Origin of the sequence: Pantoea stewartii (assembly GCF_011044475.1) — a bacterium.
GTDB lineage: Bacteria > Pseudomonadota > Gammaproteobacteria > Enterobacterales > Enterobacteriaceae > Pantoea > Pantoea stewartii.
In genome coordinates this window covers 1,224,455-1,248,159 of the sequence record NZ_CP049115.1, presented here as the reverse complement: position 1 = coordinate 1,248,159, position 23,705 = coordinate 1,224,455, and the positions used below count along the sequence as shown (strand labels likewise).

At 54.4% G+C, this 23,705-nt stretch carries 21 protein-coding genes and 1 riboswitch; of the genes, 10 read left to right on the top strand and 11 right to left on the bottom strand.

The annotated features are described in order from the left end of the window. The first annotated feature begins 11 nt into the window (after window positions 1-11). The 5 genes from yeiB (at window position 12) to mglC (ending at window position 6,282) form a co-directional block, all read left to right on the top strand. Entirely contained in the window at window positions 12-1,172 is a 1,161-nt protein-coding gene (gene yeiB / locus G5574_RS05890; RefSeq protein ID WP_164482244.1) for a DUF418 domain-containing protein YeiB, read from the top strand. A gap of 140 nt (window positions 1,173-1,312) precedes the next feature. After that, a complete protein-coding gene (gene galS, locus G5574_RS05885; RefSeq protein WP_110268213.1) occupies window positions 1,313-2,353 on the top strand; it encodes an HTH-type transcriptional regulator GalS in 1,041 nt (346 codons plus the stop codon). Between the two features lie 312 nt (window positions 2,354-2,665). Further along, on the top strand, window positions 2,666-3,661 hold the full coding sequence (gene mglB, locus G5574_RS05880) for a galactose/glucose ABC transporter substrate-binding protein MglB (RefSeq protein WP_033740552.1): 996 nt from the start codon (window positions 2,666-2,668) through the stop codon (window positions 3,659-3,661). 70 nt (window positions 3,662-3,731) lie between these two features. Beyond that, a complete protein-coding gene (gene mglA, locus G5574_RS05875) occupies window positions 3,732-5,252 on the top strand; it encodes a galactose/methyl galactoside ABC transporter ATP-binding protein MglA (RefSeq protein ID WP_006119927.1) in 1,521 nt (506 codons plus the stop codon). Window positions 5,253-5,271: 19 nt separating this feature from the next. Further along, window positions 5,272-6,282, top strand: a complete 1,011-nt coding sequence (gene mglC, locus G5574_RS05870) for a galactose/methyl galactoside ABC transporter permease MglC (RefSeq protein WP_006119926.1) — start codon at window positions 5,272-5,274, stop codon at window positions 6,280-6,282. 543 nt (window positions 6,283-6,825) lie between these two features. On the opposite strand, the gene sanA is transcribed toward mglC, so the two are convergent. The 6 genes from sanA to metG form a co-directional block, all read right to left on the bottom strand. Next, window positions 6,826-7,545 (bottom strand): outer membrane permeability protein SanA, encoded by a 720-nt coding sequence (gene sanA, locus G5574_RS05865; protein WP_006119925.1) that lies wholly within the window; start codon window positions 7,543-7,545, stop codon window positions 6,826-6,828. 135 nt (window positions 7,546-7,680) lie between these two features. Then, on the bottom strand, window positions 7,681-9,378 hold the full coding sequence (locus tag G5574_RS05860) for an NAD-dependent malic enzyme (RefSeq protein ID WP_006119924.1): 1,698 nt from the start codon (window positions 9,376-9,378) through the stop codon (window positions 7,681-7,683). A gap of 170 nt (window positions 9,379-9,548) precedes the next feature. Next, window positions 9,549-10,433, bottom strand: a complete 885-nt coding sequence (gene cdd / locus G5574_RS05855; protein WP_058708419.1) for a cytidine deaminase — start codon at window positions 10,431-10,433, stop codon at window positions 9,549-9,551. A 118-nt stretch (window positions 10,434-10,551) separates the two neighbouring features. Then, window positions 10,552-11,244, bottom strand: coding sequence for a CidB/LrgB family autolysis modulator (locus G5574_RS05850; protein ID WP_033740549.1), 693 nt, complete (start codon window positions 11,242-11,244; stop codon window positions 10,552-10,554). Continuing rightward, a complete protein-coding gene (locus tag G5574_RS05845) occupies window positions 11,237-11,629 on the bottom strand; it encodes a CidA/LrgA family protein (RefSeq protein ID WP_033740547.1) in 393 nt (130 codons plus the stop codon). Before G5574_RS05845 ends, G5574_RS05850 begins: the two co-directional genes overlap by 8 nt. Before the next feature lie 115 nt (window positions 11,630-11,744). Then, the gene (metG, locus tag G5574_RS05840) at window positions 11,745-13,778 is read right to left on the bottom strand and encodes a methionine--tRNA ligase (protein WP_039338152.1); all 2,034 of its coding nucleotides are present in this window, start codon (window positions 13,776-13,778) and stop codon (window positions 11,745-11,747) included. A gap of 173 nt (window positions 13,779-13,951) precedes the next feature. On the opposite strand from metG, the gene apbC reads away from it, so the two are divergent. Beyond that, a complete protein-coding gene (gene apbC / locus G5574_RS05835; RefSeq protein WP_164482243.1) occupies window positions 13,952-15,064 on the top strand; it encodes an iron-sulfur cluster carrier protein ApbC in 1,113 nt (370 codons plus the stop codon). On the opposite strand, the gene G5574_RS05830 is transcribed toward apbC, so the two are convergent. Beyond that, complete coding sequence (locus G5574_RS05830; RefSeq protein ID WP_164482242.1) at window positions 15,061-15,516, bottom strand: GNAT family N-acetyltransferase; 456 nt, start codon at window positions 15,514-15,516, stop codon at window positions 15,061-15,063. The genes apbC and G5574_RS05830 overlap by 4 nt on opposite strands. Window positions 15,517-15,851: 335 nt before the next feature. Here G5574_RS05830 and ahpC point away from each other — a divergent pair, with 335 nt between their 5' ends. Continuing rightward, the gene (ahpC, locus tag G5574_RS05825; RefSeq protein WP_033740540.1) at window positions 15,852-16,415 is read left to right on the top strand and encodes an alkyl hydroperoxide reductase subunit C; all 564 of its coding nucleotides are present in this window, start codon (window positions 15,852-15,854) and stop codon (window positions 16,413-16,415) included. Window positions 16,416-16,487: 72 nt separating this feature from the next. Next, window positions 16,488-18,056 (top strand): alkyl hydroperoxide reductase subunit F, encoded by a 1,569-nt coding sequence (gene ahpF, locus G5574_RS05820; RefSeq protein ID WP_039338149.1) that lies wholly within the window; start codon window positions 16,488-16,490, stop codon window positions 18,054-18,056. 48 nt (window positions 18,057-18,104) lie between these two features. On the opposite strand, the gene G5574_RS05815 is transcribed toward ahpF, so the two are convergent. Then, window positions 18,105-19,064, bottom strand: a complete 960-nt coding sequence (locus G5574_RS05815) for an AEC family transporter (RefSeq protein ID WP_033740536.1) — start codon at window positions 19,062-19,064, stop codon at window positions 18,105-18,107. A gap of 91 nt (window positions 19,065-19,155) precedes the next feature. Beyond that, a complete protein-coding gene (locus G5574_RS05810) occupies window positions 19,156-19,353 on the bottom strand; it encodes a hypothetical protein (RefSeq protein ID WP_006119907.1) in 198 nt (65 codons plus the stop codon). 300 nt (window positions 19,354-19,653) lie between these two features. Then, window positions 19,654-19,750, top strand: a riboswitch (TPP riboswitch). 34 nt (window positions 19,751-19,784) lie between these two features. On the opposite strand from G5574_RS05810, the gene thiM reads away from it, so the two are divergent. Together thiM and thiD are read left to right on the top strand one after the other, a co-directional pair. Continuing rightward, window positions 19,785-20,573 carry a hydroxyethylthiazole kinase gene (gene thiM / locus G5574_RS05805; protein WP_164482241.1) on the top strand — a complete coding sequence of 263 codons (789 nt, stop codon included), beginning with the start codon at window positions 19,785-19,787 and terminating at the stop codon, window positions 20,571-20,573. Continuing rightward, entirely contained in the window at window positions 20,570-21,370 is an 801-nt protein-coding gene (gene thiD, locus G5574_RS05800) for a bifunctional hydroxymethylpyrimidine kinase/phosphomethylpyrimidine kinase (RefSeq protein WP_054633460.1), read from the top strand. The genes thiM and thiD overlap by 4 nt, the downstream gene beginning before the upstream one ends. 28 nt (window positions 21,371-21,398) lie before the next feature. Here the strand turns inward: thiD and G5574_RS05795 are convergent, their stop codons facing one another. Together G5574_RS05795 and G5574_RS05790 are read right to left on the bottom strand one after the other, a co-directional pair. After that, complete coding sequence (locus G5574_RS05795; protein WP_039338144.1) at window positions 21,399-22,085, bottom strand: GntR family transcriptional regulator; 687 nt, start codon at window positions 22,083-22,085, stop codon at window positions 21,399-21,401. Between the two features lie 50 nt (window positions 22,086-22,135). Further along, window positions 22,136-23,596, bottom strand: coding sequence for a mannitol dehydrogenase family protein (locus G5574_RS05790; protein ID WP_164482240.1), 1,461 nt, complete (start codon window positions 23,594-23,596; stop codon window positions 22,136-22,138). Window positions 23,597-23,705 lie beyond the last annotated feature (109 nt).

Sequence of the window (23,705 nt, the reverse complement as noted above, 5' to 3'; positions counted from 1 at the left end):
CAGGAGCCGCTATGCAACGCTACCTTGCGCTGGATTTTATTCGCGGCTGTGCCATTCTCGGCATCCTGTTGCTGAATATTATTGGTTTTGGCTTACCTTCTGCGGCCTATCTCAATCCTGCCTGGCAGGGCAGCGTCACCTTGTCTGATGCGTGGACATGGGCGCTGTCCGATATCTTCGCGCAGCTTAAATTTCTGACGCTCTTTGCGCTGCTGTTTGGCGCGGGGTTGCAACTGCAGCTGCCGCGCGGAAGTCGCTGGCTGTCCGCCCGTCTGTCATTACTGGTGCTGCTGGGGTTTCTTCACAGCATTTTTATCTGGGAAGGCGATATCCTGCTGGATTACGGCATTATCGGCCTGATCGTCTGGCGGATGCTGCGCGATGCGCCGTCCACGCGTGGGCTAATCAATACCGGGATTTTACTTTATCTGGTGGGCTGTGCGCTGTTGCTGATCTTTGCCCTGATTAGCAGCGCCGAGCCGTCACGCTCGTGGTTGCCCGGCGCCGCAGACATTCAGTATGAACAGTTCTGGAAGGTCAACGGCGGGCTGGCGGCGGTACGCATCCGCCTGGATAACCTCTCCTCCAGTTTAATGGCACTAGTGGCGCAGTATGGCTGGCAACTGGCCGGACTGATGCTGCTGGGCGCGGCCTTGTTACGTAGCGGCTGGCTGAAAGGAACATTTCCCGTGTCCCATTACCGGCGCGTTGCGCGGATGTTACTGCCGATTGGGCTGGGGATAGCGACGGCAGGTGTGGCCGCGCAATGGTTTGTGGACTGGGATGCACGCTGGAGTGCGTTCTATTTACAACTGCCGCGTGATCTTGCCAGCCCGTTAATCAGTATCGGCTATGCCGCACTGTGCTTTGGATTTTGGCCAGCCATTCAGCGCTGGCGGATGAGTTATGCTATCCAGTGCGTGGGCCGTATGACGCTCAGTAACTATCTGCTGCAGTCCCTGATCGGCACTACGCTGTTCTACCGCTTCGGGCTTTTTATGCACTTTACGCGCTGGCAACTGGTCATGATGGTGCCAGGCATATGGTGTATTAACCTGCTGTTTTCCGTGCTGTGGCTACGCTATTTCCCGCAGGGGCCGGTGGAATGGATCTGGCGTCGTCTGACACGCTTTCTTGCCACGCCGCACCCCACGTCATCCTCAGAAAGATAATGACGGTCATCACAAAGGTTGCAGAATTGTATGTAACCGTTTTCATTGATGTGACGCAATTCACGCTGTCCCATGCACTTCCCTGACAGAATAGCGCCGGTGCCATAACCGGCGTAATGCCTTTTCTCTGGAAGTGCTGCATGATAACCATTCGAGATGTTGCGCGTCAGGCGGGCGTGTCCGTAGCGACTGTCTCGCGCGTACTAAATAACAGCAGCGCGGTCACCGCTGAAACACGTGACGTCGTGTTACAGGCGGTTGACGCTCTGGGCTATCGCCCAAATGCCAATGCTCAGGCGCTGGCAACCCAGGTGAGCGATACGATCGGCGTCGTCGTCATGGATGTCTCCGATCCCTTTTTTGGCGCGCTGGTCAAAGCGGTGGATACCGTGGCACAGCGCGTCCAGAAACATGTACTGATCAGCAACTCCTGGCATCAGGAAGAAAAAGAGCGTCACGCTATCGAAGTGTTGATACGGCAACGGTGCAATGCGCTGGTGGTCCATGCGAAAACGCTTTCAGACGCAGAGCTGGCGGGCTTTATGAGTCAGGTGCCAGGTATGGTGGTTATCAACCGCAGTATACCGGGTTATGAGGCCCGTTGCGTCAGTCTGGATAATGTGACCGGGGCCTTAATGGCCTCACGCATGCTGCTGCAACAGGGGCATTCCCGCATCGGCTATCTCTGTTCCAGTCATCCCATTGAAGATGTGGATCAACGGCGTGAAGGCTGGTTACAGGCGATGGCAGAGCAGGGAATCCGCCCACAGGAAAGCTGGATAGCCAGCGCAGAGCCGGATATGCAAGGGGGCGAAGCCGCAATGGTGGAACTGCTGGGACGCAATCTGAATCTCAGCGCCATTTTCGCCTATAACGATGGTATGGCGGCCGGTGCCCTTACCGCTCTGAAAGACAATGGCATTCAGGTGCCGCACCATTTTTCTGTCGTCGGCTTCGATGATATTCCGGTTTCGCGGTACACCGATCCTCAACTTACCACAGTCCGTTATCCTATTGTTTCTATGGCAAAACTTGCCACTGAACTGGCCCTGCAGGGCGCGGCAGGCTGTCTTGACACTACGGCGAAACATATCTTTATGCCCACCCTCGTTCGCCGCCATTCCGTCGCGCAAAAGCAAAGTGTGGAGTCCGTCACTAATTCAGGCGATTCCGCGATGTAACCGTTTTCAATCTGTGATTGTATTCACAGTTAATTAACATTGCTATCACTATGATGGCAACGTCTTACAGTACTGAAACATTATGTAACGCCACTCTCCCGTTGAGGGCACCGACAGCATCGTTGGTTCAGGCTTATAACACACGCTTTACGGACGCATTGACCTACATGGAAGTCGAGTTTGGCACGGCACAGCAGTGGCTCAGTCTGATTTAGAGCGCATCTTGCCTCGCCGGATAATTCTTACCCGATGTTCTTCCGCGGCTTGACGCAGCAGAACATAAAAAGACCCTACAGAAAAACCGGAGATACCATGAATAAGAAGGTTTTCACGCTCACAGCACTGGTTGCCAGCATGATGTTTGGTGCAGTAGCCCACGCCGCTGATACCCGTATCGGCGTGACTATTTATAAGTACGACGACAACTTTATGTCGATGGTACGTAAAGACATCGAGAAAGAAGCCAAAACGCTGGGCGGCATCCAACTGCTGATGAATGACTCGCAGAACGATCAGTCAAAACAAAACGATCAAATTGACGTGCTGATGGCAAAAGGCGTGAAAGCGTTAGCCATCAACCTGGTCGACCCGGCTGCAGCGGCCGTCGTGGTACAGAAAGCCCGTGCGAACGATATCCCGGTTGTGTTCTTCAACAAAGAACCTAACGCCAAAGTGCTGGCCAGCTACGATAAAGCCTACTATGTCGGTACTGATTCGAAAGAGTCTGGCGTGATTCAGGGCAAACTGATTGAGAAGCACTGGAAAGCGACCCCGGCCTGGGATCTGAACAAAGACGGTGTGATCCAGTATGTGCTGCTGAAAGGCGAACCAGGCCATCCTGATGCCGAAGCGCGTACTAAATATGTTATCGATACGCTGAACAAAGATGGCGTGAAAACCCAGCAGTTAGCGATGGATACGGCGATGTGGGATACCGCACAGGCTAAAGACAAAATGGACGCCTGGCTGTCAGGCCCTAACGCCAAGAAAATCGAAGTGGTAATCGCGAACAACGATGCGATGGCGATGGGGGCTGTTGAAGCGCTGAAGGCACACAACATGTCTTCTATCCCGGTATTTGGTGTGGATGCCTTACCTGAGGCGCTGGCGCTGGTTAAATCTGGCGCGATGGCCGGTACGGTGCTGAACGATGCGGAAAACCAGGCGAAAGCCACCATCGATATGGCGAAGAACCTTGCCGATGGTAAACCGGCCACCGAAGGCACCAACTTCAAGATGGTCGATAAGATCGTACGCGTACCCTACGTACCGGTTGATCAGGAAAACCTGTCTCAGTTCCAGAAATAATTATGTGCAAACGGGCGCGGCGGCTGCTGCGCCTTTTTTATGTCATCACCGTTTTTTAGCCAGGTAAATTATGGCCAGTGATAATACGACCGCGCAGCGCGAATATCTGCTGGAAATGACCAACGTCAGTAAATCATTTCCCGGCGTTAAAGCTCTCGACAACGTAAATTTAAAAGTGCGGCCTCACTCCGTTCATGCACTGATGGGTGAGAACGGCGCTGGTAAATCAACGTTGTTAAAATGTTTATTTGGTATCTACAAAAAAGATACCGGAAGTATTCTTTTTCAAGGGCAGGAAATAGATTTTAAAAGCTCCAAAGAGGCGCTGGAAAATGGCGTGTCAATGGTTCACCAGGAATTAAACCTGGTATTACAGCGTACCGTGATGGACAACATGTGGCTTGGGCGTTATCCACGCAAAGGCTTCTTTGTCGATCAGGAAAAAATGTACCGTGATACCAAAGCGATTTTTGACGAGCTGGATATTAACATCGATCCCCGTGACAAAGTCGCGCATCTCTCCGTCTCGCAAATGCAGATGATTGAGATTGCCAAAGCGTTTTCTTATGACGCCAAAATCGTGATCATGGATGAACCGACATCCTCGTTGACGGAAAAAGAAGTGAATCATCTGTTCACGATTATCCGTAAGCTGAAAGATCGCGGCTGCGGCATTGTTTATATTTCACATAAAATGGAAGAGATCTTCCAGTTGTGTGATGAAATTACGGTTCTGCGTGACGGTCAGTGGATTGCAACCCAGCCGCTCGAAGGGCTGGACATGGATAAGATCATCGCCATGATGGTGGGGCGTTCATTAAGCCAGCGCTTCCCGGATCGCGTAAATGTGCCGGGCGAGACCATTCTTGAGGTGCGCAATTTAACCTCTCTGCGTCAGCCTTCTATTCGTGATATTTCGTTTGATTTGCGTAAAGGGGAGATACTCGGTATTGCCGGGTTGGTCGGTGCAAAACGTACGGATATCGTCGAAACGCTGTTTGGCATTCGCGAAAAATCGGGCGGCACAATTAAACTGCACGGTAAAACGATTAATAATCACACGGCGAATGAAGCCATCAATCATGGCTTTGCTCTTGTGACGGAAGAACGTCGCTCTACCGGTATTTATGCGTTTCTGGATATTGGTTTTAATTCTCTCATCTCCAATATCAAAAAATATAAGAACAACATTGGTCTGCTGGATAATAAGCGTATGAAGAGTGATACCCAATGGGTTATCGACTCCATGCGGGTAAAAACGCCAGGCCACCACACCCAAATTGGTTCGCTTTCAGGTGGTAACCAACAGAAGGTGATTATTGGACGCTGGTTGCTGACGCAGCCCGAAATATTGATGCTCGATGAACCCACTCGCGGTATTGATGTGGGGGCCAAATTCGAGATTTACCAGCTGATGGCTGAGCTGGCAAAAAAAGAAAAGGGCATCATTATTATCTCTTCCGAAATGCCAGAGCTGTTAGGCATCACCGATCGTATTCTGGTCATGAGTAACGGTCTGGTCGCTGGCATTGTTGATACAAAAACGACTACGCAGAACGAAATATTGCGTTTAGCGTCATTACACCTTTAATGAAGTAAGGGCTGTTAACATGAAAGCGACTACAAAAAAGAATGCGCTAACCTGGCTGAAAGAGGGTGGCATTTATGTCGTGCTACTGGTACTGCTGGCGATTATTATTTTCCAGGATCCGACGTTCTTAAGTTTAATGAATCTGAGTAACATTCTGACCCAATCCTCGGTGCGTATTATCATCGCGCTGGGCGTTGCGGGACTGATTGTGACTCAGGGGACAGACCTGTCAGCCGGTCGTCAGGTTGGCCTTGCCGCTATCGTGGCCGCTTCGCTGCTGCAGGCTATGGATAACCCAAACAAAGTGTTCCCACATCTGGAAACCGTACCGATTCCTGTGGTGATCCTGATTGTTTGTGCGATTGGTGCCGTTATTGGCCTGGTGAACGGCGTGATTATTGCTTACCTGAAAGTGACGCCGTTTATCACTACGTTGGGTACCATGATTATCGTTTACGGTATCAACTCGCTGTATTACGACTTCGTAGGCGCATCACCGATTGCAGGCTTCTATGACGGCTTCTCAACCTTTACGCAAGGCTTCCTGCGTTTCGGGGATTTTAAGCTGTCCTACATCACCTTCTATGCGGTGATTGCGATCGTGTTCGTCTGGATTCTGTGGAACAAAACGCGTTTCGGTAAAAACATTTTTGCCATCGGCGGTAACCCGGAAGCGGCAAAAGTCTCCGGCGTAAACGTCAACCTGAACCTGATTCTGATTTATGCCCTTTCAGGCGTGTTCTATGCTTTCGGCGGTATGCTGGAAGCGGGCCGTATCGGCTCGGCAACGAACAACCTTGGCTTTATGTACGAGCTGGATGCTATCGCGGCCTGCGTCGTCGGTGGTGTGTCTTTTGCCGGTGGTGTGGGGACGGTGGCCGGCGTCGTGACCGGTGTGTTGATCTTCACCGTCATCAACTACGGCTTGACCTACATCGGCATTAACCCGTACTGGCAGTACATCATCAAGGGCGGCATCATTATTTTTGCTGTGGCGCTCGACTCGCTGAAGTACGCACGTAAAAAATAACGGCAGAAGTCATCATGTAAGCTAAGCGGCCTGCGGGCCGCTTTTTTTGGCACGGAAGCTGCCAGCGTGCGCCCGGAAGCAGGAAAGAACGCGGATTCACGGCGAGCCAGCAGGATGCCCGCTATGAGAATGCGTGTTCGAATTGACTTTAATCAGGAACAGAAAGCTGTCCTGTGGACGCAAAATCCTGAGTCAGCAGGTCAGCAGGTCAGCAGGTCAGCAGGTCAGCAGGTCAGCAGGTCAGCAGGTCAGCAGGTCAGCAGGTCAGCAGGTCAGCAGGTCAGCAGGTCAGCAGGTCAGTAAGGTAAAAAAGCAGCAAATCCGCCGCGCTGGACTGACCGTCATTCTTGGTAACGATGCGTGATAAGCCCTGACGCCATCGCAAAGTCCCGCGCTAAGCCTTGTTTCGCCATAGCAAGGATGCTACGTGTCGGCGATGCACTCCTGTCAGAAAGGCGGAGCCAGCCGCGCTGGCGTAATCGTCCGTTCTCACAGGCCATCTTCACGCCAGGGTGAGCGGGCTGTCAGCCAGACAAAGGCGGCTTACTGATGGCGTTTTTGTTCCAGTTCCAGCAGTTGCTCAGGGGTGACAGCAGGATAGCTTTGCGCATCCTCCGGCACATCATGTACGGCGGGAATGGGCACCAGAGGCCCGAGAAAGCGCGGTTCACGCTTGAGGAGGTACAAATCTACCAGCGCGCCAAGACGTGCACCGACCTCACGCATGCGCACCGTCAGCATATTTTTCGGCGAGGGCACAGCGTAGCACTGAGCCTGAATGCCAAGGTGCAGGGCGATAAACAGTGCCCGCTCACAGTGGAAGCGCTGGGTGATGATAATAAAATCGTTGGTATCGAATACCTTGCGCGTGCGGACAATGGAATCCAGCGTCCGAAAGCCCGCGTAATCCAGTACGATATCCGCCGGGTCGACGCCACCTTTAATTAAATCGCGCCGCATGGTCATGGGTTCGTTATAGCTCTGCTGCGCATTGTCTCCGCTCAGCAGTAAATAGTTAATCTTGCCGCTGTTATAGGCGTTAAGCGCGCCCTGCATCCGGTAGAGGTAGTACTGATTAATCACCCCGGTGCGGTAATATTTTGCCGTGCCCAGCACAACACCGACCTGACGATGGGGCAGTGAGGCCAGATTGTCGTAAATATAGGGGGCGGTTTTCCAGCTTATCCAGCGATCCAGGCCAAGCGCCGTCGCCACCATCGTTAAGATGATGAAAAGCAGAGCAATGAAAACGCGTTTCAACATGCGCCTGAGCACTCGAGATGAGAGGTTTTGGTGAGACAAGGCTACTTGAGCAACCCTCGCGAAGCAAGTTTACCCCGTCTGGCTGGTGCTATTTTAAGCAGCGCTGGATCAGAGGATGATCCAGCGCAGACCTTTTTAGATCGAGGTACGGCGGTAATGACGGTATTGCGGCAGCCAGAAGTTATTCGAAATAGACTGTGACAGCACGTCTTCCGAGGTCACCACGGCAACGCCCGCCAGTTGCGCGGCTTTGCCCACTTCCATTGCGATCACTTTCGACACGCCCTGAATATCTTTGATTTCAGGCAGTACCGGCCCTTCACCATCGTTGACCAGCGGCGAGCAGTCTGCCAGTGCGCGGCTGGCGGTCATCAGCATGGTATCGGTTACGCGTGATGCACCCGAGGCAATCACCCCTAAACCGATGCCCGGGAAGATATAGGAGTTGTTACACTGCGCGATCGGATAGGTTTTACCGTTCCATGAAACCGGTGAGAACGGGCTCCCGGTCGCGACCAGTGCAGCACCATCGGTCCAGGCGATAATATCCGCTGGCGTGGCTTCAACGCGCGAGGTGGGGTTAGAGAGCGGCATCACAATAGGACGTTTGCAGTGCTTGTGCATCTCGCGGATGATCTCTTCGGTGAACAGTCCGGGCTGCCCTGAAACCCCAATCAGAATATCGGGTTTGGCATTGCGCACTACGTCCAGCAGCGAAATCGCATCACTGGCCGTATCCCAGTCTTTGAGGTTGTCGCTTTTCTGCACCAGCTTGCTCTGGAAATCGAGCAGGTTAGGCAACTTATCAGTGAGCAGGCCAAAGCGGTCGACCATCATTACGCGGCTACGCGCCTCTTCATCGCTCAGACCTTCCGACTTCATCTGCGCAATGATTTGCTCTGCGATACCGCAGCCGGCTGAACCTGCCCCCAGGAACACCACTTTTTGTTCGCACAAACGGCTTCCGGCAGCACGACTGGCGGCAATCAGAGTGCCCACGGTGACAGCAGCGGTGCCCTGAATATCATCGTTGAAGCAGCACACTTCATCGCGATAGCGCTCCAGCAGGGGCATTGCGTTTTTCTGCGCAAAGTCTTCAAACTGCAGCAGCACTTTCGGCCAGCGGCGTTTCACGGCCTGGATAAATTCATTAACGAATTCATCGTACTCTTCACCGGTGATACGTGGGTGACGCCAGCCCATATAAAGCGGATCGTTCAGCAGTTGCTGGTTATTGGTACCGACATCCAGCACCACCGGTAAGGTGTAAGCCGGACTGATGCCGCCGCACGCGGTATACAGCGACAGTTTACCAATCGGAATACCCATGCCGCCGATGCCCTGGTCGCCCAGGCCCAGAATACGCTCACCGTCGGTCACCACGATGACTTTAACGTTCTGTTTGGTGGCGTTTTGCAGCATGTCTTCGATGTGTTCACGGTTGGGATATGAGATGAACACACCGCGCGCGCGGCGATAAATTTCAGAGAAGTGTTCGCAGGCTGCGCCGACGGTTGGCGTATAAATAATTGGCATCATCTCTTCAAGATGATTGTCCAGCAGACGGTAGAACAGGGTTTCGTTGGTGTCTTGAATATTGCGCAGGTAGACGTGCTTGTCGTTATTATTTTTGAAGTCCTGAAACTGACGCCATGCGCGTTTCGCCTGCTCTTCAATGGTTTCGACCGCTTCGGGCAGTAAGCCGTTGAGATTGAATTCGTTACGCTCTTCGATGCTGAAGGCGCTGCCCTTATTCAGCAGGGGAAATTCCAGCAGAATAGGGCCAGCGTAGGGAATATAGAGCGGGCGTTTACTTTCGTATTCGAGTTCCATGCAGTAATGCTCCGGTTGCGAGTGTTCCTGGCGCAATAAGAGGGTAGAGGACGCCAGTTTATTTTGATAAAGAAGGCCTGGCGTCAGATCCTATGAAATTTCTCGCGGATGTACAGCTTTTGTAAATAAAAGATTTAGAAACTGTTTAAAACCGTGCCCCGCATTACGCTTTACGCCAGCTCGATAACGTTAAGGTTGTCGCAGCCCAGCGCGCGCAGTGTTGCCTGCGTCGCTGAATACTGATCTAACGCAGGCTGTCGGGGCTGGGCCAGCGCTGCTGCCTGAATCGCCTCGCAGGATTCGCCGGCCATGTTCAGCAAAATCAGTGCGGCCTGAAGCGGAGGCAGGCTGGGATTAAAGGCCGCATTTTCCGCATAGCGACCGCTAAAAATACGGCCTGAGGCGGTTTGCACTGCAACGCCACTGAACGCGCGGCTGTAAGGGGCATGACTCTGGTTGGCCGCGTCAATGGCCGCCTGCGACAGCGCATCGCCCGTGACAACAAAGCCATGATCCACCTTATCCATCAGCCGTTCGGTGATGTGCAGGTCGCCAGGACCGAAAGCGTCAGGCAGATAGTGCGCTAACGTCTGCACCGGGCGCTGGGGCAGGCTGATACGAATCGCCGTGCCGCTGTTAAGTTCATTCATGAACTGGCGGCAATGCCCGCACGGCGTGTAGTTGACGGTGATGGTCTCCAGGCGCGCTTCGCCGCGCAGCCAGGCGTGCGTAACGGCGCTTTGTTCTGCATGCACGGTTTGCTGCATGGTGGCACCGGCAAACTCCATATTGGCACCGAAATACCAGTTACCGCTTATCCCGCGTGCAATGGCACCGACGTTGAAACGGGACAGCGAGGCGACCGCGCAGGCCGCCGCGACCGGAAGCAGCGCCAGGGCGAGGGCGTCCGCATCCAGTTGGGTTTGCTGTTGCAGGAGGGTGACCTGATCGGCCCGCAGCATCGCGTCAAATCCCGGCTCACTCAGCACCGGACGAAGCGCGGTTTGCAGGGGAGCCGGCAGTAATTCAAAGGCAGAGTGGAAACGTGGATGCATGGAAGCCTCATTCAATCTTCAGGCAATGTGCCAGACATCGGTTTATATGTGATCTCTGTCGCTCTGACAATGCAACGTGTCTTAGAGTTTTCAACTTTGCGAGATCTCTCCCAAAGTTTTAGCCAAACCAGTGCAGTAGCAGCGGAAAAACAAAGGGTGCCAGTAACGACGTTACGATGCCGCAGATCACCAGTGCCAGCGAACTAAATGCCCCTTCCTGGAAGTCCAGTTCCGCCGCCCGGGCGGTTCCCAGCGCATGGGACGCATTACCAATCGCCAGACCGCGTGCCGCTTTACTTTTCACGCCCAACAGATTCAGCACCATATGGCCAAATACCGCACCGAGCACACCGGCTATCAGCACACAAATCGCACTGATAGCGGGAATGCCGTGCAGAGAGCCGGATACCGCCATCGCGATCGGTGTGGTGACGGATTTAGGTAAAATCGTGGCGGCGATTTCCGGCGTTGCCCCCATCCACAGGGCGATCGCTGTGCCGGAGGTCATTGCCGTCAGGCTGCCGATCAGGCATACGCCGATAATGGATTTCCAGCGGGCGCGAATTTGATGCATCTGCTCATACAGCGGCAGCGCCAGTGCGACCACGGCGGGCTGTAGCAGGTCATTAAGCACCTGGCTTCCGGCAAAGTAACGTGTATAGGGCAGTTGCAGTAACAGCAGGATGGGAATGATGATCGCCATCGAAACCAGCAAGGGGTTCAGCAGGGCAATCTTCAGCGCGGCAGCCAGTCTGCGCGCCAGGAAAAATGCGCCCAGCGTCAGTGGCAATGACCACCAGATATCACTCATCCTTCACCTCTTTCGTCGGCGCGCGCGAATGCAGCTTGTGGGCGCTTAACCCCACGATGCTCAGGACAGCGAAGGTACTGACAAGACACGAGACCACGATAGGGCCAAACTGCGCGGTCAGCAGATCGGTGTAATTCATGACGCCCACGCTGATGGGAACGAACAGCAGCGCCATATAGCGAATAATAAGATGACAACCGGGCTTAACCCAGTGGACCGGCACGATCTGAGACGCGAGCAGGGTAAACAAAATCAGCATGCCAATAATGCTGCCGGGCAGCGTAATGGGCAGCAACCTTGCTACGCCGTTTCCGGCATATAAACAGAGATAGAGAAGGGTAAAAGCGCGCAGATAACGCCAACTTATCGCTAGCACGGTGTGCATGACAGGCTCCTGTTTCCAACGAGCGTGATCCTACGCACTGACGGTCTGGCGTGCCAGCTGTCAGCGTAAGGCAGAACGGCCCTTCCTGCCATCAGATGCAGGAAGGGCGAACGCCTTATTTAACGGGCATACCCGGCACTGCGCCACTGTCGACAGACAACACGAACAGGTCTTTGCCGCCCGGCCCCGCAGACAGCACCATGCCTTCCGAGACGCCAAAGCGCATTTTACGTGGTGCCAGGTTCGCCACGATAATGGTCATTTTGCCAACGAGTACGGCCGGGTCAGGATAGGCTGCACGGATACCAGAGAAAATCTGGCGCTTCTCGCCGCCCAGATCCAACTCCAGACGCAGCAGTTTGTCTGAGCCGTCCACCAGTTCCGCTTTCTCAATCAGTGCCACGCGCATATCAACTTTGGCAAAGTCATCAATCGTGATGGTATCGCCAATCGGCGCATCCGCCAGTGGGCCGCTGACCGTCGGTTTACTGGCTTCAGCCGCGTCGGCTTTCGACGCTTCAATCAGGCCCTCGACTTTCGCCATCTCAATGCGACCATACAGGGCTTTAAACGGCGCAACCTGATGGTCGAGCAGCGGCTGCTGAATGGCGTCCCAGCTGAGTTCGCTGTTCAGGAAAGCTTCGGCTCGCTCGCTCAGCGACGGCAGCACAGGCTTCAGCCAGGTCATCAGCACACGGAACAGGTTAATGCCCATGGAGCAAATAGCCTGCAGATCGGCATCACGGCCTTCCTGCTTCGCCACCACCCACGGTGCCTGCTCGTCAACATAACGGTTGGCCAGATCGGCCAGCGCCATAATTTCACGAATCGCCCGGCCAAATTCACGGCTTGCCCAGGCCTCGCCAATTTTTTCGGATGCGTCCAGGAAGGTTTGATAAAGCGCCGGGTCGGCCAGTTCTGCGGACAGCTTGCCGTCAAAGCGTTTGGTGATAAAACCGGCATTACGTGATGCCAGGTTGACCACTTTGTTCACAATGTCGGCGTTGACGCGCTGAACAAAATCTTCCAGATTCAGGTCGATGTCATCAATACGCGAAGAAAGCTTGGCCGCATAGTAATAGCGCAGGCTGTCGGCATCCAGATGCTGTAACCAGGTACTGGCTTTGATAAAGGTTCCGCGCGATTTCGACATTTTTGCGCCATTTACGGTCACATAGCCATGCACAAACAGGTTGTTGGGTTTGCGGAAGCCGCTGCCTTCCAGCATGGCAGGCCAGAACAGGCTGTGGAAGTAGACGATGTCTTTACCAATGAAGTGGTACAGCTCTGTGGTGGAATCCTGCTGCCAGAATTCGTCAAAACTGATGTCGCCGCGTTTGTCACACAGGTTTTTAAACGCGCCCATATAGCCGATCGGCGCATCCAGCCAGACGTAGAAGTATTTGCCCGGCGCGCCAGGAATTTCGAAGCCAAAGTACGGCGCATCACGGGAGATATCCCACTGTTGCAGACCGGATTCGAACCACTCCTGCATTTTATTGGCGACCTGCTCCTGCAGGGCGCCAGAACGCGTCCAGGCGCGCAGCATTTCGCTGAACGACGGCAGGTCAAAGAAGAAGTGCTCGGAATCACGCAGCACAGGGGTTGCACCGGACACCACAGATTTCGGATCGATCAGTTCGGTCGGGCTGTAGGTCGCGCTGCACACCTCGCAATTGTCGCCGTACTGGTCAGGCGCTTTACATTTCGGGCAGGTGCCTTTCACGAAACGGTCAGGCAGGAACATGCCTTTTTCCGGATCGTACAGCTGAGAAATCGTGCGGTTCTTAATGAAACCGTTCTCTTTCAGGCGACCATAGATGAGCCCGGCCAGCTCACGGTTCTCGTCGCCGTGCGTTGAGTGATAGTTATCATAGCTGATGTTAAAACCGGCAAAATCTGTTTCGTGCTCGTGTTTCATTTCAGCAATCATCTGTTCCGGCGCAATGCCCAACTGCTGAGCCTTCAGCATGATCGGCGTGCCGTGGGCGTCATCGGCGCAGATGAAGTAAACCTGATTGCCACGCATTCGCTGATAACGCACCCAAATGTCCGCCTGGATATGCTCGAGCATGTGGCCGAGATGAATTGAGCCGTTAGCGTAAGGCAGGGCGCAGGTTACCAGAATTTTTTTTGCGACTTGAGTCATAGTTTGCGTAGCTTTCAGTTAAGTAAAAAAACGGGCTTAGATGGTAACCGATGGGCACAGCCGCGTAAACATAAGGGATTTCCCGCCGCGCGGCCCGTGAAACGATCGGCATCTGATAGTATTGTTACTACATCGTTGAAAAACAGCATAAGCACAGCAGAAAAGGAGTGGGGATGACAGAGCAATCCCGGGAACCACATACACCAGAAGCCTTACGCGCCGTTGTGGCCGGCGTTCTGAACAGCTTTGAGCATCCGACGCTGCAACGTAATCTTATTACCCTGAAGGCGCTGCATCATGTGGCGCTGCTGGATGGGACGTTGCATATTGAACTGCGGATGCCTTTTGCCTGGCACAGCGCGTTTGAGACCTTAAAAGCAGACACCAGCGCTGAGCTACTGCGTCTGAGCGGCGCGCAGGCCATCGACTGGCGGTTAAGTCACGAGATTGCTACGTTGAAACGCGTGAAAAATCACCCTGGTGTTAACGGCGTGAAGAACATTATCGCGGTCAGCTCCGGTAAAGGCGGCGTGGGCAAATCGAGTACCGCAGTTAATATGGCGCTGGCGTTACTGGCTGAAGGCGCACGTGTGGGCATTCTGGATGCCGATATTTATGGCCCGTCCGTGCCCAACATGCTGGGCTGTGAAAAAGAGCGCCCGACCTCGCCTGACGGCACCCATATGGCGCCGATCATGTCCCATGGTCTGGCAACCAATTCCATCGGCTATCTGGTGACCGACGATAACGCGATGGTGTGGCGCGGCCCTATGGCCAGCAAAGCGCTGATGCAGTTACTTACCGAAACCCAGTGGCCCGACCTGGATTATCTGGTGCTGGATATGCCGCCAGGAACCGGAGATATCCAGTTAACGCTCGCGCAGAGTGTGCCCGTCACCGGTGCGCTGGTGGTCACTACGCCACAGGACATCGCGCTCATCGATGCACGCAAAGGCATGGTCATGTTCGACAAGGTTAACGTCCCGGTGCTGGGCGTGGTGGAGAACATGAGTATCCACGTCTGCAGCCAGTGCGGTCACCATGAGCCAATTTTTGGTACCGGCGGGGCGCAACGGCTGGTGGACGACTATGGCACGCGGCTGCTGGCACAGCTTCCCCTGCATATTCATCTGCGTGAAGATCTGGATGATGGCGAGCCAACGGTGATTCGTCGGCCGGACAGTGAATTTGCGATGCTGTACCGTCAGCTCGCCGGACGTGTGGCCGCCCAGCTTTACTGGCAGGGCGAGGTGATTCCCGGCGATATCGCCTTCCGCGCGCTTTAACCCTTCTGCGCGTCGCTCTCATAGTGCGACGCCTGGGGATAATGCATTAACAGATAGCCGCCTTGATCGCTTTCACCCTGGGAAATCACTTTCCAGCCATGTTGCAGGTAAAACGTCTGGGCGGCCTTGTTCATTTGCAGACACTTCAGCGCGCCGGTTGATGTAAAGCGTGACTGGACGGCCTCAAGCAGTGCACTGCCCACACCGCGCCCCTGATAATCAGGGTCCACATACAGGCTGTGTAAGAAATTATCGTTTTCCATCAGACCCGCGAATCCTGCCCGATGCCCGTCCAGCTCAGCCACTAAAACGGTTTCGCCGAGTATCACCTGATCGAAGTCTTCCAGTTGCCAGTCATCGTTGGCGATCCAGTCCCAGTTATGCCGACGGGCCGCCAGAAACAACGTCCGCAGGAAAGGACGGTCGGCCTCTGTAAATAATCGAATATGCACATCAAGCTCCGTTAAACATCTTTTAACAACCCTGGCAGGGATTCTCAAAAAAGTAAAAGCAGAACAAATGTCATCACTTTCCTTGTACACTGCCCGACGGTGCCTTATGGGAAAACAGCAAACGGCCTTCAGTTAACGCACAGGGGTTATTGCCTGGAAGCACGCAATATATCTTTTTGCGGGTAAATGAAGGTAAGAAAAGCGGTTTTTTCCCTTAACGATCAACGCGATCGGCGTTTGATAGCTTTCGTTTATTTTATTGATAACGAGGGCTTATTAGATGTTGGCCCGGAAAATTTGTAAGCTGCATCACATATTTTAAAGGAGGCCATCACATGTCCATTATCAACACCAAAATTAAGCCGTTCAAAAACAGTGCATTTAAAGACGGCCAGTTTATCGAAGTAACCGAGAAAGACGTTGAAGGTAAATGGAGTGTTTTCTTCTTTTATCCGGCTGACTTCACCTTTGTTTGCCCAACCGAACTGGGCGACGTCGCGGATCACTATGAAGAGTTCCAGAAACTGGGCGTGGACATCTACTCTGTGTCTACTGATACCCACTTTACCCACAAAGCCTGGCACGGCTCTTCTGACACCATCGCAAAAATCAAATATGCGATGATCGGTGACCCAACTGGCGCGCTGACCCGCAACTTCGACATCATGCGCGAAGACGAAGGTCTGGCTGACCGTGGTACATTCATCGTTGACCCACAGGGTGTTATCCAGGCTGTAGAAATCACCGCTGAAGGTATTGGCCGTGATGCGTCTGACCTGCTGCGCAAAGTGAAAGCGGCGCAGTACGTGGCTTCTCACCCTGGTGAAGTGTGCCCGGCCAAATGGAAAGAAGGTGATGCGACTCTGGCGCCTTCGCTGGACCTGGTTGGCAAAATCTAATTTCCGCATCGCAACGTCGATCATTTTCTCATCGGGTGCTTCGGCACCCGATTTTTTGACCAGGAACTCACTATGCTTGATACCAATTTAAAAACGCAGCTCAAAGCTTATCTTGAGAAACTCACCAAGCCTGTGGAGTTGATTGCAACGCTGGATGATGGCGCAAAATCAACCGAGATTCGCAATCTGTTGGTCGATATCGCGAGCCTGTCTGACAAGGTCAGCTTTCGTGAAGAGAACGATCGTCAGGTGCGTAAACCCTCATTTTTAATCACTAACCCTGGTGCGGATCACGGCCCACGTTTTGCGGGTTCGCCGCTGGGTCATGAATTTACCTCACTGGTGCTGGCGCTGTTACAGACCGGTGGGCACCCGTCCAAAGAAGCACAAAATCTGCTTGATCAGATTGCGGCGCTGGATGGGGATTTCCATTTCGAAACCTATTATTCGCTGTCCTGCCACAACTGTCCGGATGTGGTACAGGCTCTGAACCTGATGGCGGTCCTGAACCCACGCATCAGCCACACCGCGATTGACGGTGGCCTGTTCCAGAACGAAATTCAGGAACGGAATGTCATGGGCGTGCCGGCGGTTTTCCTGAACGGCAAAGAGTTTGGTCAGGGCCGCATGAGCCTGGCGGAGATCGTCAGTAAAGTCGACACCAATGCTGACAAGCGCGCAGCAGAAGCGCTGAATAAACGCGAAGCCTATGATGTGCTGATTATTGGCAGCGGTCCCGCTGGCGCAGCGGCCGCCATCTATTCTGCCCGTAAAGGCATCCGCACCGCCCTGATGGGTGAGCGTTTCGGCGGACAGGTACTGGATACCGTTGATATCGAAAACTATATTTCCGTGCAGAAAACGGAAGGGGCCAAACTGGCTGGCGCACTGCGTGCCCACGTTGACGATTACAGTGTTGATGTGATTGACAGTCAGAGCGCGATTAAACTGATTCCGTCTGCGGCGAAAGGCGGCCTGCACGCCATTGAAACGGCGTCAGGTGCCGTACTGAAATCCCGTAGCATCATCCTGGCGACCGGCGCGCGCTGGCGCAACATGGGCGTACCGGGGGAAGAGCAGTACCGTACTAAAGGTGTGACCTATTGCCCGCACTGTGACGGTCCGCTGTTCAAAGGTAAACGCACTGCCGTCATCGGTGGCGGTAACTCCGGCGTGGAAGCGGCTATCGATCTGGCTGGTATCGTTGAACACGTCACATTGCTGGAATTCGCCAGCGAAATGCGTGCAGACAAAGTGCTGCAGGACAAACTGCGCAGCCTGAAAAACGTAGATGTGATCCTGAATGCACAAACCACCGAAGTGAAAGGCGACGGCAGCAAAGTTACCGGCCTGCAATATCTGGATCGCACCAACCAGACAACCCATGAACTGGCGCTGTCAGGCATTTTTGTTCAGATTGGCCTGCTCCCTAACACCACCTGGCTGGAAGGGGCGGTTGAGCGCAACAAGATGGGTGAAATCATCATCGATGCAAAATGCGAAACCAGCCTGAAAGGCGTTTTCGCAGCAGGCGACTGCACCACGGTGCCTTACAAGCAAATCATCATTGCCAGCGGTGAAGGGGCAAAAGCCTCGCTGAGCGCTTTTGATTACCTGATTCGCACCCAACCTGCACACTAAGTTTTTCCGGTGCAAAAGCCAGCCCTGTAACCTGTGTTACAGGGCTTTTTAGTATCCGGCCAGCGTCATTAACATCATCCACAACGGCGTGGTTATCGCGGCAAAAAGGGTGGAAAGCAACATACTGGCGGCCGTGGGGCCGGTAATCACGTTAAATTTCTGCGACATCAGGTAGACATTCACACCGACCGCCATCGACCCCAGCAGCACCACCACTTTACTTTCCAGCGCAGGCAGACCCGTCAGCCAGGCGATTGCCCAGACACACAGCGGCTGCAGAATCAGTTTCAACGCACAAATCGTGTAACTCTCTTTCAGGCCTTCCCGCACCCGGTAGTGCGCCAGGCTCATGCCGAGAGTGACCAACGATAAGGGTGCGGCGATGGACGCCAGCATGCGCAGCGGTTCAGCGGCGATGGCGGGAAGAGGCCGCTGCAACAGGCTCCAGGCGGTGCCTGATAAGATGCCAATAATTAACGGATTCCTGAGCACGCTAATCAAGGTGCGCTTAAAGCCCTGAAGGGAAAAACTGCCCTGTTTCGACCATTCCACCGAGACGGTGAGTAATGTCCAGAGGATCAGACTGTTAAATACCAGCACCAGCGCAACCGATGGCAAGGCACCGGGGCCCAGCAGGACGGTAGCGACCGGAATACCCAGCATAACGTTATTTGAAAAGACACCGCCTAGGGCAAAGACCGAACCGGCCACGCCATCCAGATGAAAAAGACGCGAGGCAAGGATTCGGCCCACGATAAACACCAGCAGACAACTGCCAAAGAATGCCAGAAGCAGGCGCACATCGACTGCGGGACTGTTGTAAAAGTCACTCATGATGCGAAACAGCATGCAGGGCAGGGCAACGTTAAAGACAAACCGGTTCATGCCTTCGCTGATGCTCAGCGGCCATTTGCCCCATTTCGTCAGGCAATAACCCAGGAAAATAAGAATAAACAGCGGGGCTGACAGGTAAATCTGGTGTCCTAATGTATCCAGCAGGAAGGGCATAAGCGTAAGCAGTCCAGTGACTCAGTAAGGGCAAGACTACCAAATTGCGTCGGCCGCGTAACCTGGCAAAACGTGTACCCGACCCGCGAATTTACCCCAGCCAGCGGCGCGCCTGGTCATCACTGATATCGCGATAATACACCCGATGGATAACCGCATCGCAACGCTGACAACGGGCAGAAAGATAAGTGGAATAATAGTGTCGGCCAGAAGGAGAAAGGGCACCCTGACGGGTAATGGTGATGTCAGTCCATCGGTGACGATGAGGGATAAGCGCTAAAAATCGCATCATGCTTCCTGTCAAGTATGAAGTGTTCTGGTAATTTTTAACTACGTGATATGAAGATTTATTGTTGCGATGTTGTAGGCAGGTGTTTGTTATTGCTGGGCATTCTGATAATGGTGAAGGATATAATTTACTTGCGTAAATACCTTTACTGCTCTGACGTGCAAATTTTAAGCCCGCAGCATTAAGCCTTTTTTCGTGCGGTGGGGAGTTGATCGGGATCATGTAAAAGTCTTGCCCGCCAGGTTGAAAAAAGAATAAGCACCTTGCTTAAATTTAGGGGCTTACTTATTCTTCTTTGCGTAACACGACTCGGGGTGCCCTTCTTTGTGAAGGCTGAGAAAAACCCGTATTACCTGATCTGGATAATGCCAGCGTAGGGAAGTCTGATGCCTGACCGCATTCGCCTTCTTGTCCGCCGGTTGGGAGTTCTTATGACACATCAACCGCACCATCTTTCTGATGCGCAATGCGCGCCCCTCCTGCAACAGTTTCGCCGTCAGTCACCGCTCGTGCACTGCATGACCAATGATGTGGTGCAAATGCTCACGGCTAATGTTCTGCTTGCTCTGAACGCGTCACCTGCCATGGTCATCGATCGCGAGGAAGCGCCGCAGTTCAGCGGTATCGCGGATGCACTGTTAATCAATGTCGGCACATTAACGCACGAACGCCAGCAGGCCATGGCCGCGGCAATCGAGGCGGCTAATCTGGCAGGCACGCCCTGGACGCTGGACCCGGTAGCGGTGGGCGCACTGACGTTGCGTACCCGGTTTTGCCAGCAGGTGCTGATGCAGTCGCCTGCCGTGATTCGCGGCAATGCTTCCGAGATTCTGGCGCTGGCCCAGCAGGCTGACGGCGGACGTGGCGTGGACAGCCAGCACGCCGCCGAAAGCGCCTTGCTGGCCGCCCAACAACTGGCGCGTGAGTATCAAACCTGTGTGGTGGTCACTGGCGAGGTGGATTATGCCACCGACGGAATGCGTACCCTGTCGATTGTCGGCGGATCGCCCTTAATGACGCGGGTGGTCGGCACCGGCTGTGCGCTGTCTGCGGTCGTCGCCGCCTTTGCCAGCCTGCCGGGTGACAGACTGGTCAATATCGCCAGCGCCTGTCGGGTGATGGCACTGGCCGGAGAGAAAGCCGCACAGGCATCAACCGGGCCGGGCAGCTTTGCACCAGCGTTTCTGGACGCGCTCTGGACACTGGAGGCCGCCCTGTGAAACGCATCAATGCTTTAACGATTGCCGGTACCGATCCCAGCGGCGGTGCCGGGATTCAGGCCGACCTGAAAACCTTCTCCGCACTGGGCGCTTACGGCACCAGCGTGATTACGGCCCTGGTGGCGCAAAATACCTGTGGCGTACAGTCGGTGTACCGTATTGATCCTGATTTTGTCAGCGCACAGCTGGATTCCGTTCTTGATGACGTGCGCATCGACAGTGCAAAAATTGGCATGCTGTCCGATGCGGCGATCGTGGAGCGGGTGGCGGTTGGCTTGCAGCGCCGGGCAATCCCGTTCGTGGTGCTGGACACGGTGATGGTGGCCAAGAGCGGCGATGCCTTACTGAGTCCTGATGCCATTGCCTGTGTCCGCGAGCGCCTGTTGCCACAGGTGTCACTGATCACACCTAATCTGCCCGAAGCCGCCGCGCTGCTCGAATGCCGTATGGCCAGCAATGAGAACGAGATGCTGACGCAGGGCGATGCCCTTCTGGCGCTGGGTTGTCAGGCCGTGCTGATGAAGGGCGGACATCTGGATCATGGCGAAAGTCCTGACTGGCTGATCACGCCAGCGGGGCGGCAACGGTTCAGCACGCCTCGGGTGAAAACGCGCCATACGCACGGTACCGGTTGTACGCTGTCTGCTGCGCTGGCGGCCCTGCGTCCACGGCACAGTGACTGGGCGGAGACGGTTAATGAAGCCAAAACCTGGCTACAACAGGCCCTGCTGACAGCCGATTCGCTGGAGGTGGGCCACGGGACTGGACCTGTGCATCATTTTCATCAGTGGTGGTAACGGCTTCGCTCAGCGATTGTACGGCGCGCTACTCAGCCTCGAACCAGTCACGGTTTTGCCTGATCACGGGCGCGAGCGAAAACATCATTGCCTGCAGATGGTGACGCAGGGCGGTTTCTGCCTGGTCCGCATCGCGCGCTTTCAGGGCGGCAAAAACGGCTTCATGTTGTTCGATCAGCGTTTCAGCGGGCGCGACCTGATTCAGGGTGAGATAGCGCACCCGGTCCATCGTCGCCTTGATGTTTTCAATGGTTTCCCATGCCAGCATACAGTCGATGCTCTCGGCAATCAGACGATGGAATTCATCGTCCAGGCTGAGAAACATCTGGCTGTCGCCCCGGGCGGCAGTGATGCGCTGGAGCTGCAGATTATGCTCCAGCGCCATCAGTCCGCGCTGGCTTGTTTCCCGCGCTGCGCGGCGTATCACGGCCAGTTCTACCGCTTCCCGGATAAAGCGTCCATCTTCGACCTGCTTCGCTGAAATCTTACGCACAAAGGTGCCGCGCTGTGGAAGGATTTGTACCAGACCGGCTTCTGCCAGCTTAATGAACGCCTCACGTACCGGCTGGCGAGAGAGATGAAAACGGGCGGAAACCTCTTTTTCCGACAGCAAAGCGCCCGGCTGAATGACGCAGGTGACGATATCTTTGCGTAGATAACGGTAAATCTGCTGATTGACCGGTTCACTTGTCGTGATGGTGTAGGAAAGCGTCATGTTCTGTCCCTGTTAACATTAACCCGATTTCGCCAGCGCGTTAAAACGCCTTAGCCCTGTGCGATGGCCTGTTGCACGGCTGCCCGTGCCCCCACTTTCGTCAACTGTATATAGCAGGCGGAGAGCGCGTCAACGAAGGCTGTATTATCCGCCAGATCCTCGCCGAAAACGGTTTTCAGGCCCAGTAAGGCCCGCACCCGCTCCTGACCTTCCGCGCTTTCTGCCACACAGGTGGCCAGCTGCGCTTTAAGTGGGTCGCGGATCGCTATAGGTTCGCCTTTTTCATCGACCGCAGCGACATAGCGCATCCAGGCGGCAATGCCCAGTAACAGCAGCGGGCAGGGTGTGCCGTTAGCGAGATGCCAGCGCACGCTGTCGAGAAAGCGTTGTGGCAGTTTCTGGGTGCCATCGGTCGCAATCTGGTAGGTGCGGTGTCTGATAGCGCGGTTGGCAAAGCGAGCGATTAAGGCGTCGGCGTAAGCCGGTAAATCCACGCCCTGCGTGGTTAACGTCGGTGCCTGTTCGTTAACCATCAGCGCACGTGCAGCCGCCCGGAACGCGTCGTCAGCCATACAATCGCTGATGTGTTCATAACCCGCAAGGTAACCAAGGTACGCCAGAAAGGAGTGGCTGCCATTGAGCATGCGCAACTTCATTTGCTCAAACGGCAGCACATCCTCCACCAGTTCGGCACCGGCCTTGTCCCAGTCAGGTCGGCCGCTGACAAAGTGGTCTTCAATCACCCACTGAAAGAAGGGTTCAGCCTCAACGGCCACTGGATCGGACGAACCAATACGGGCACGTAACGCGTCAAAGGCGGCCTCATTCATCGCCGGAACGATGCGATCTACCATGGTGGAGGGAAAGGTGATGTTGTGCTGAATATAGTCCGCCAGCGACGCATCATGCTGCCGGGCGAGCTGCGTCACCACATTCCGTGTGACGTGGCCATTTTCAGGCATGTTATCGCAGGACATCACGCTGAAAGGCGCTAAACCCAGATCGCGTCGACGGCGGATGACGGCGACAATCAATCCGGGCAGCGAGCGGGGCTGTGCGGGGTGCGCCAGGTCATGCACGATATCCGCATGTTGCAGATCGAGATTGCCGCTGGCGGGCAGGTGACAATAGCCTTTTTCCGTCACGGTCATCGACACAATCGCCACGTCCGGCTGGCACAGGGCCGTAATCACGGCATCAATGCCGTCCGTTTTGCCGTGCAGTGCCGCGGTAATTACCCCAATGACCCGGGTTTTCACGGCGTCGTCACTTTTTTCGGTCAACGTATAGAGAAAGTCCTGCTGGCGGAGTGCCTGAATCAGCTCGCCGCTGTTAAGGTTAACCTCGCAGATTCCCCAGTCGCTACCATGTTCGGCCAGTTTATCCGTGCACAAGGCCTGATGGGCGCGATGAAAGGCACCAAAGCCGATATGCACTATACGGGTTTTAAGCTGGCGACGGTCATAGGCGGGCAGATGAACATCCGCAGGAAGGTGATCGATGTGTAGCATAAAGCATCCTTGTGGCAGACGGACGGCAGGCCATACTGGCATTAAGGATGAAAAATTACGCGTCCCGCTACTACCATACAAGTTGAAGTAGCGGAATTGTGAATGTAAT

What these genes read in the sequence shown, in the direction of transcription:
- yeiB (WP_164482244.1), top strand. Translation starts at nt 12, where the DNA reads ATGCAACGCTACCTTGCGCTGGATTTTATTCGCGGCTGTGCCATTCTC.
- galS (WP_110268213.1), top strand. Translation starts at nt 1,313, where the DNA reads ATGATAACCATTCGAGATGTTGCGCGTCAGGCGGGCGTGTCCGTAGCG.
- mglB (WP_033740552.1), top strand. Translation starts at nt 2,666, where the DNA reads ATGAATAAGAAGGTTTTCACGCTCACAGCACTGGTTGCCAGCATGATG.
- mglA (WP_006119927.1), top strand. Translation starts at nt 3,732, where the DNA reads ATGGCCAGTGATAATACGACCGCGCAGCGCGAATATCTGCTGGAAATG.
- mglC (WP_006119926.1), top strand. Translation starts at nt 5,272, where the DNA reads ATGAAAGCGACTACAAAAAAGAATGCGCTAACCTGGCTGAAAGAGGGT.
- sanA (WP_006119925.1), bottom strand. Translation starts at nt 7,545, where the DNA reads ATGTTGAAACGCGTTTTCATTGCTCTGCTTTTCATCATCTTAACGATG.
- G5574_RS05860 (WP_006119924.1), bottom strand. Translation starts at nt 9,378, where the DNA reads ATGGAACTCGAATACGAAAGTAAACGCCCGCTCTATATTCCCTACGCT.
- cdd (WP_058708419.1), bottom strand. Translation starts at nt 10,433, where the DNA reads ATGCATCCACGTTTCCACTCTGCCTTTGAATTACTGCCGGCTCCCCTG.
- G5574_RS05850 (WP_033740549.1), bottom strand. Translation starts at nt 11,244, where the DNA reads ATGAGTGATATCTGGTGGTCATTGCCACTGACGCTGGGCGCATTTTTC.
- G5574_RS05845 (WP_033740547.1), bottom strand. Translation starts at nt 11,629, where the DNA reads ATGCACACCGTGCTAGCGATAAGTTGGCGTTATCTGCGCGCTTTTACC.
- metG (WP_039338152.1), bottom strand. Translation starts at nt 13,778, where the DNA reads ATGACTCAAGTCGCAAAAAAAATTCTGGTAACCTGCGCCCTGCCTTAC.
- apbC (WP_164482243.1), top strand. Translation starts at nt 13,952, where the DNA reads ATGACAGAGCAATCCCGGGAACCACATACACCAGAAGCCTTACGCGCC.
- ahpC (WP_033740540.1), top strand. Translation starts at nt 15,852, where the DNA reads ATGTCCATTATCAACACCAAAATTAAGCCGTTCAAAAACAGTGCATTT.
- ahpF (WP_039338149.1), top strand. Translation starts at nt 16,488, where the DNA reads ATGCTTGATACCAATTTAAAAACGCAGCTCAAAGCTTATCTTGAGAAA.
- G5574_RS05815 (WP_033740536.1), bottom strand. Translation starts at nt 19,064, where the DNA reads ATGCCCTTCCTGCTGGATACATTAGGACACCAGATTTACCTGTCAGCC.
- G5574_RS05810 (WP_006119907.1), bottom strand. Translation starts at nt 19,353, where the DNA reads ATGCGATTTTTAGCGCTTATCCCTCATCGTCACCGATGGACTGACATC.
- thiM (WP_164482241.1), top strand. Translation starts at nt 19,785, where the DNA reads ATGACACATCAACCGCACCATCTTTCTGATGCGCAATGCGCGCCCCTC.
- G5574_RS05795 (WP_039338144.1), bottom strand. Translation starts at nt 22,085, where the DNA reads ATGACGCTTTCCTACACCATCACGACAAGTGAACCGGTCAATCAGCAG.
- G5574_RS05790 (WP_164482240.1), bottom strand. Translation starts at nt 23,596, where the DNA reads ATGCTACACATCGATCACCTTCCTGCGGATGTTCATCTGCCCGCCTAT.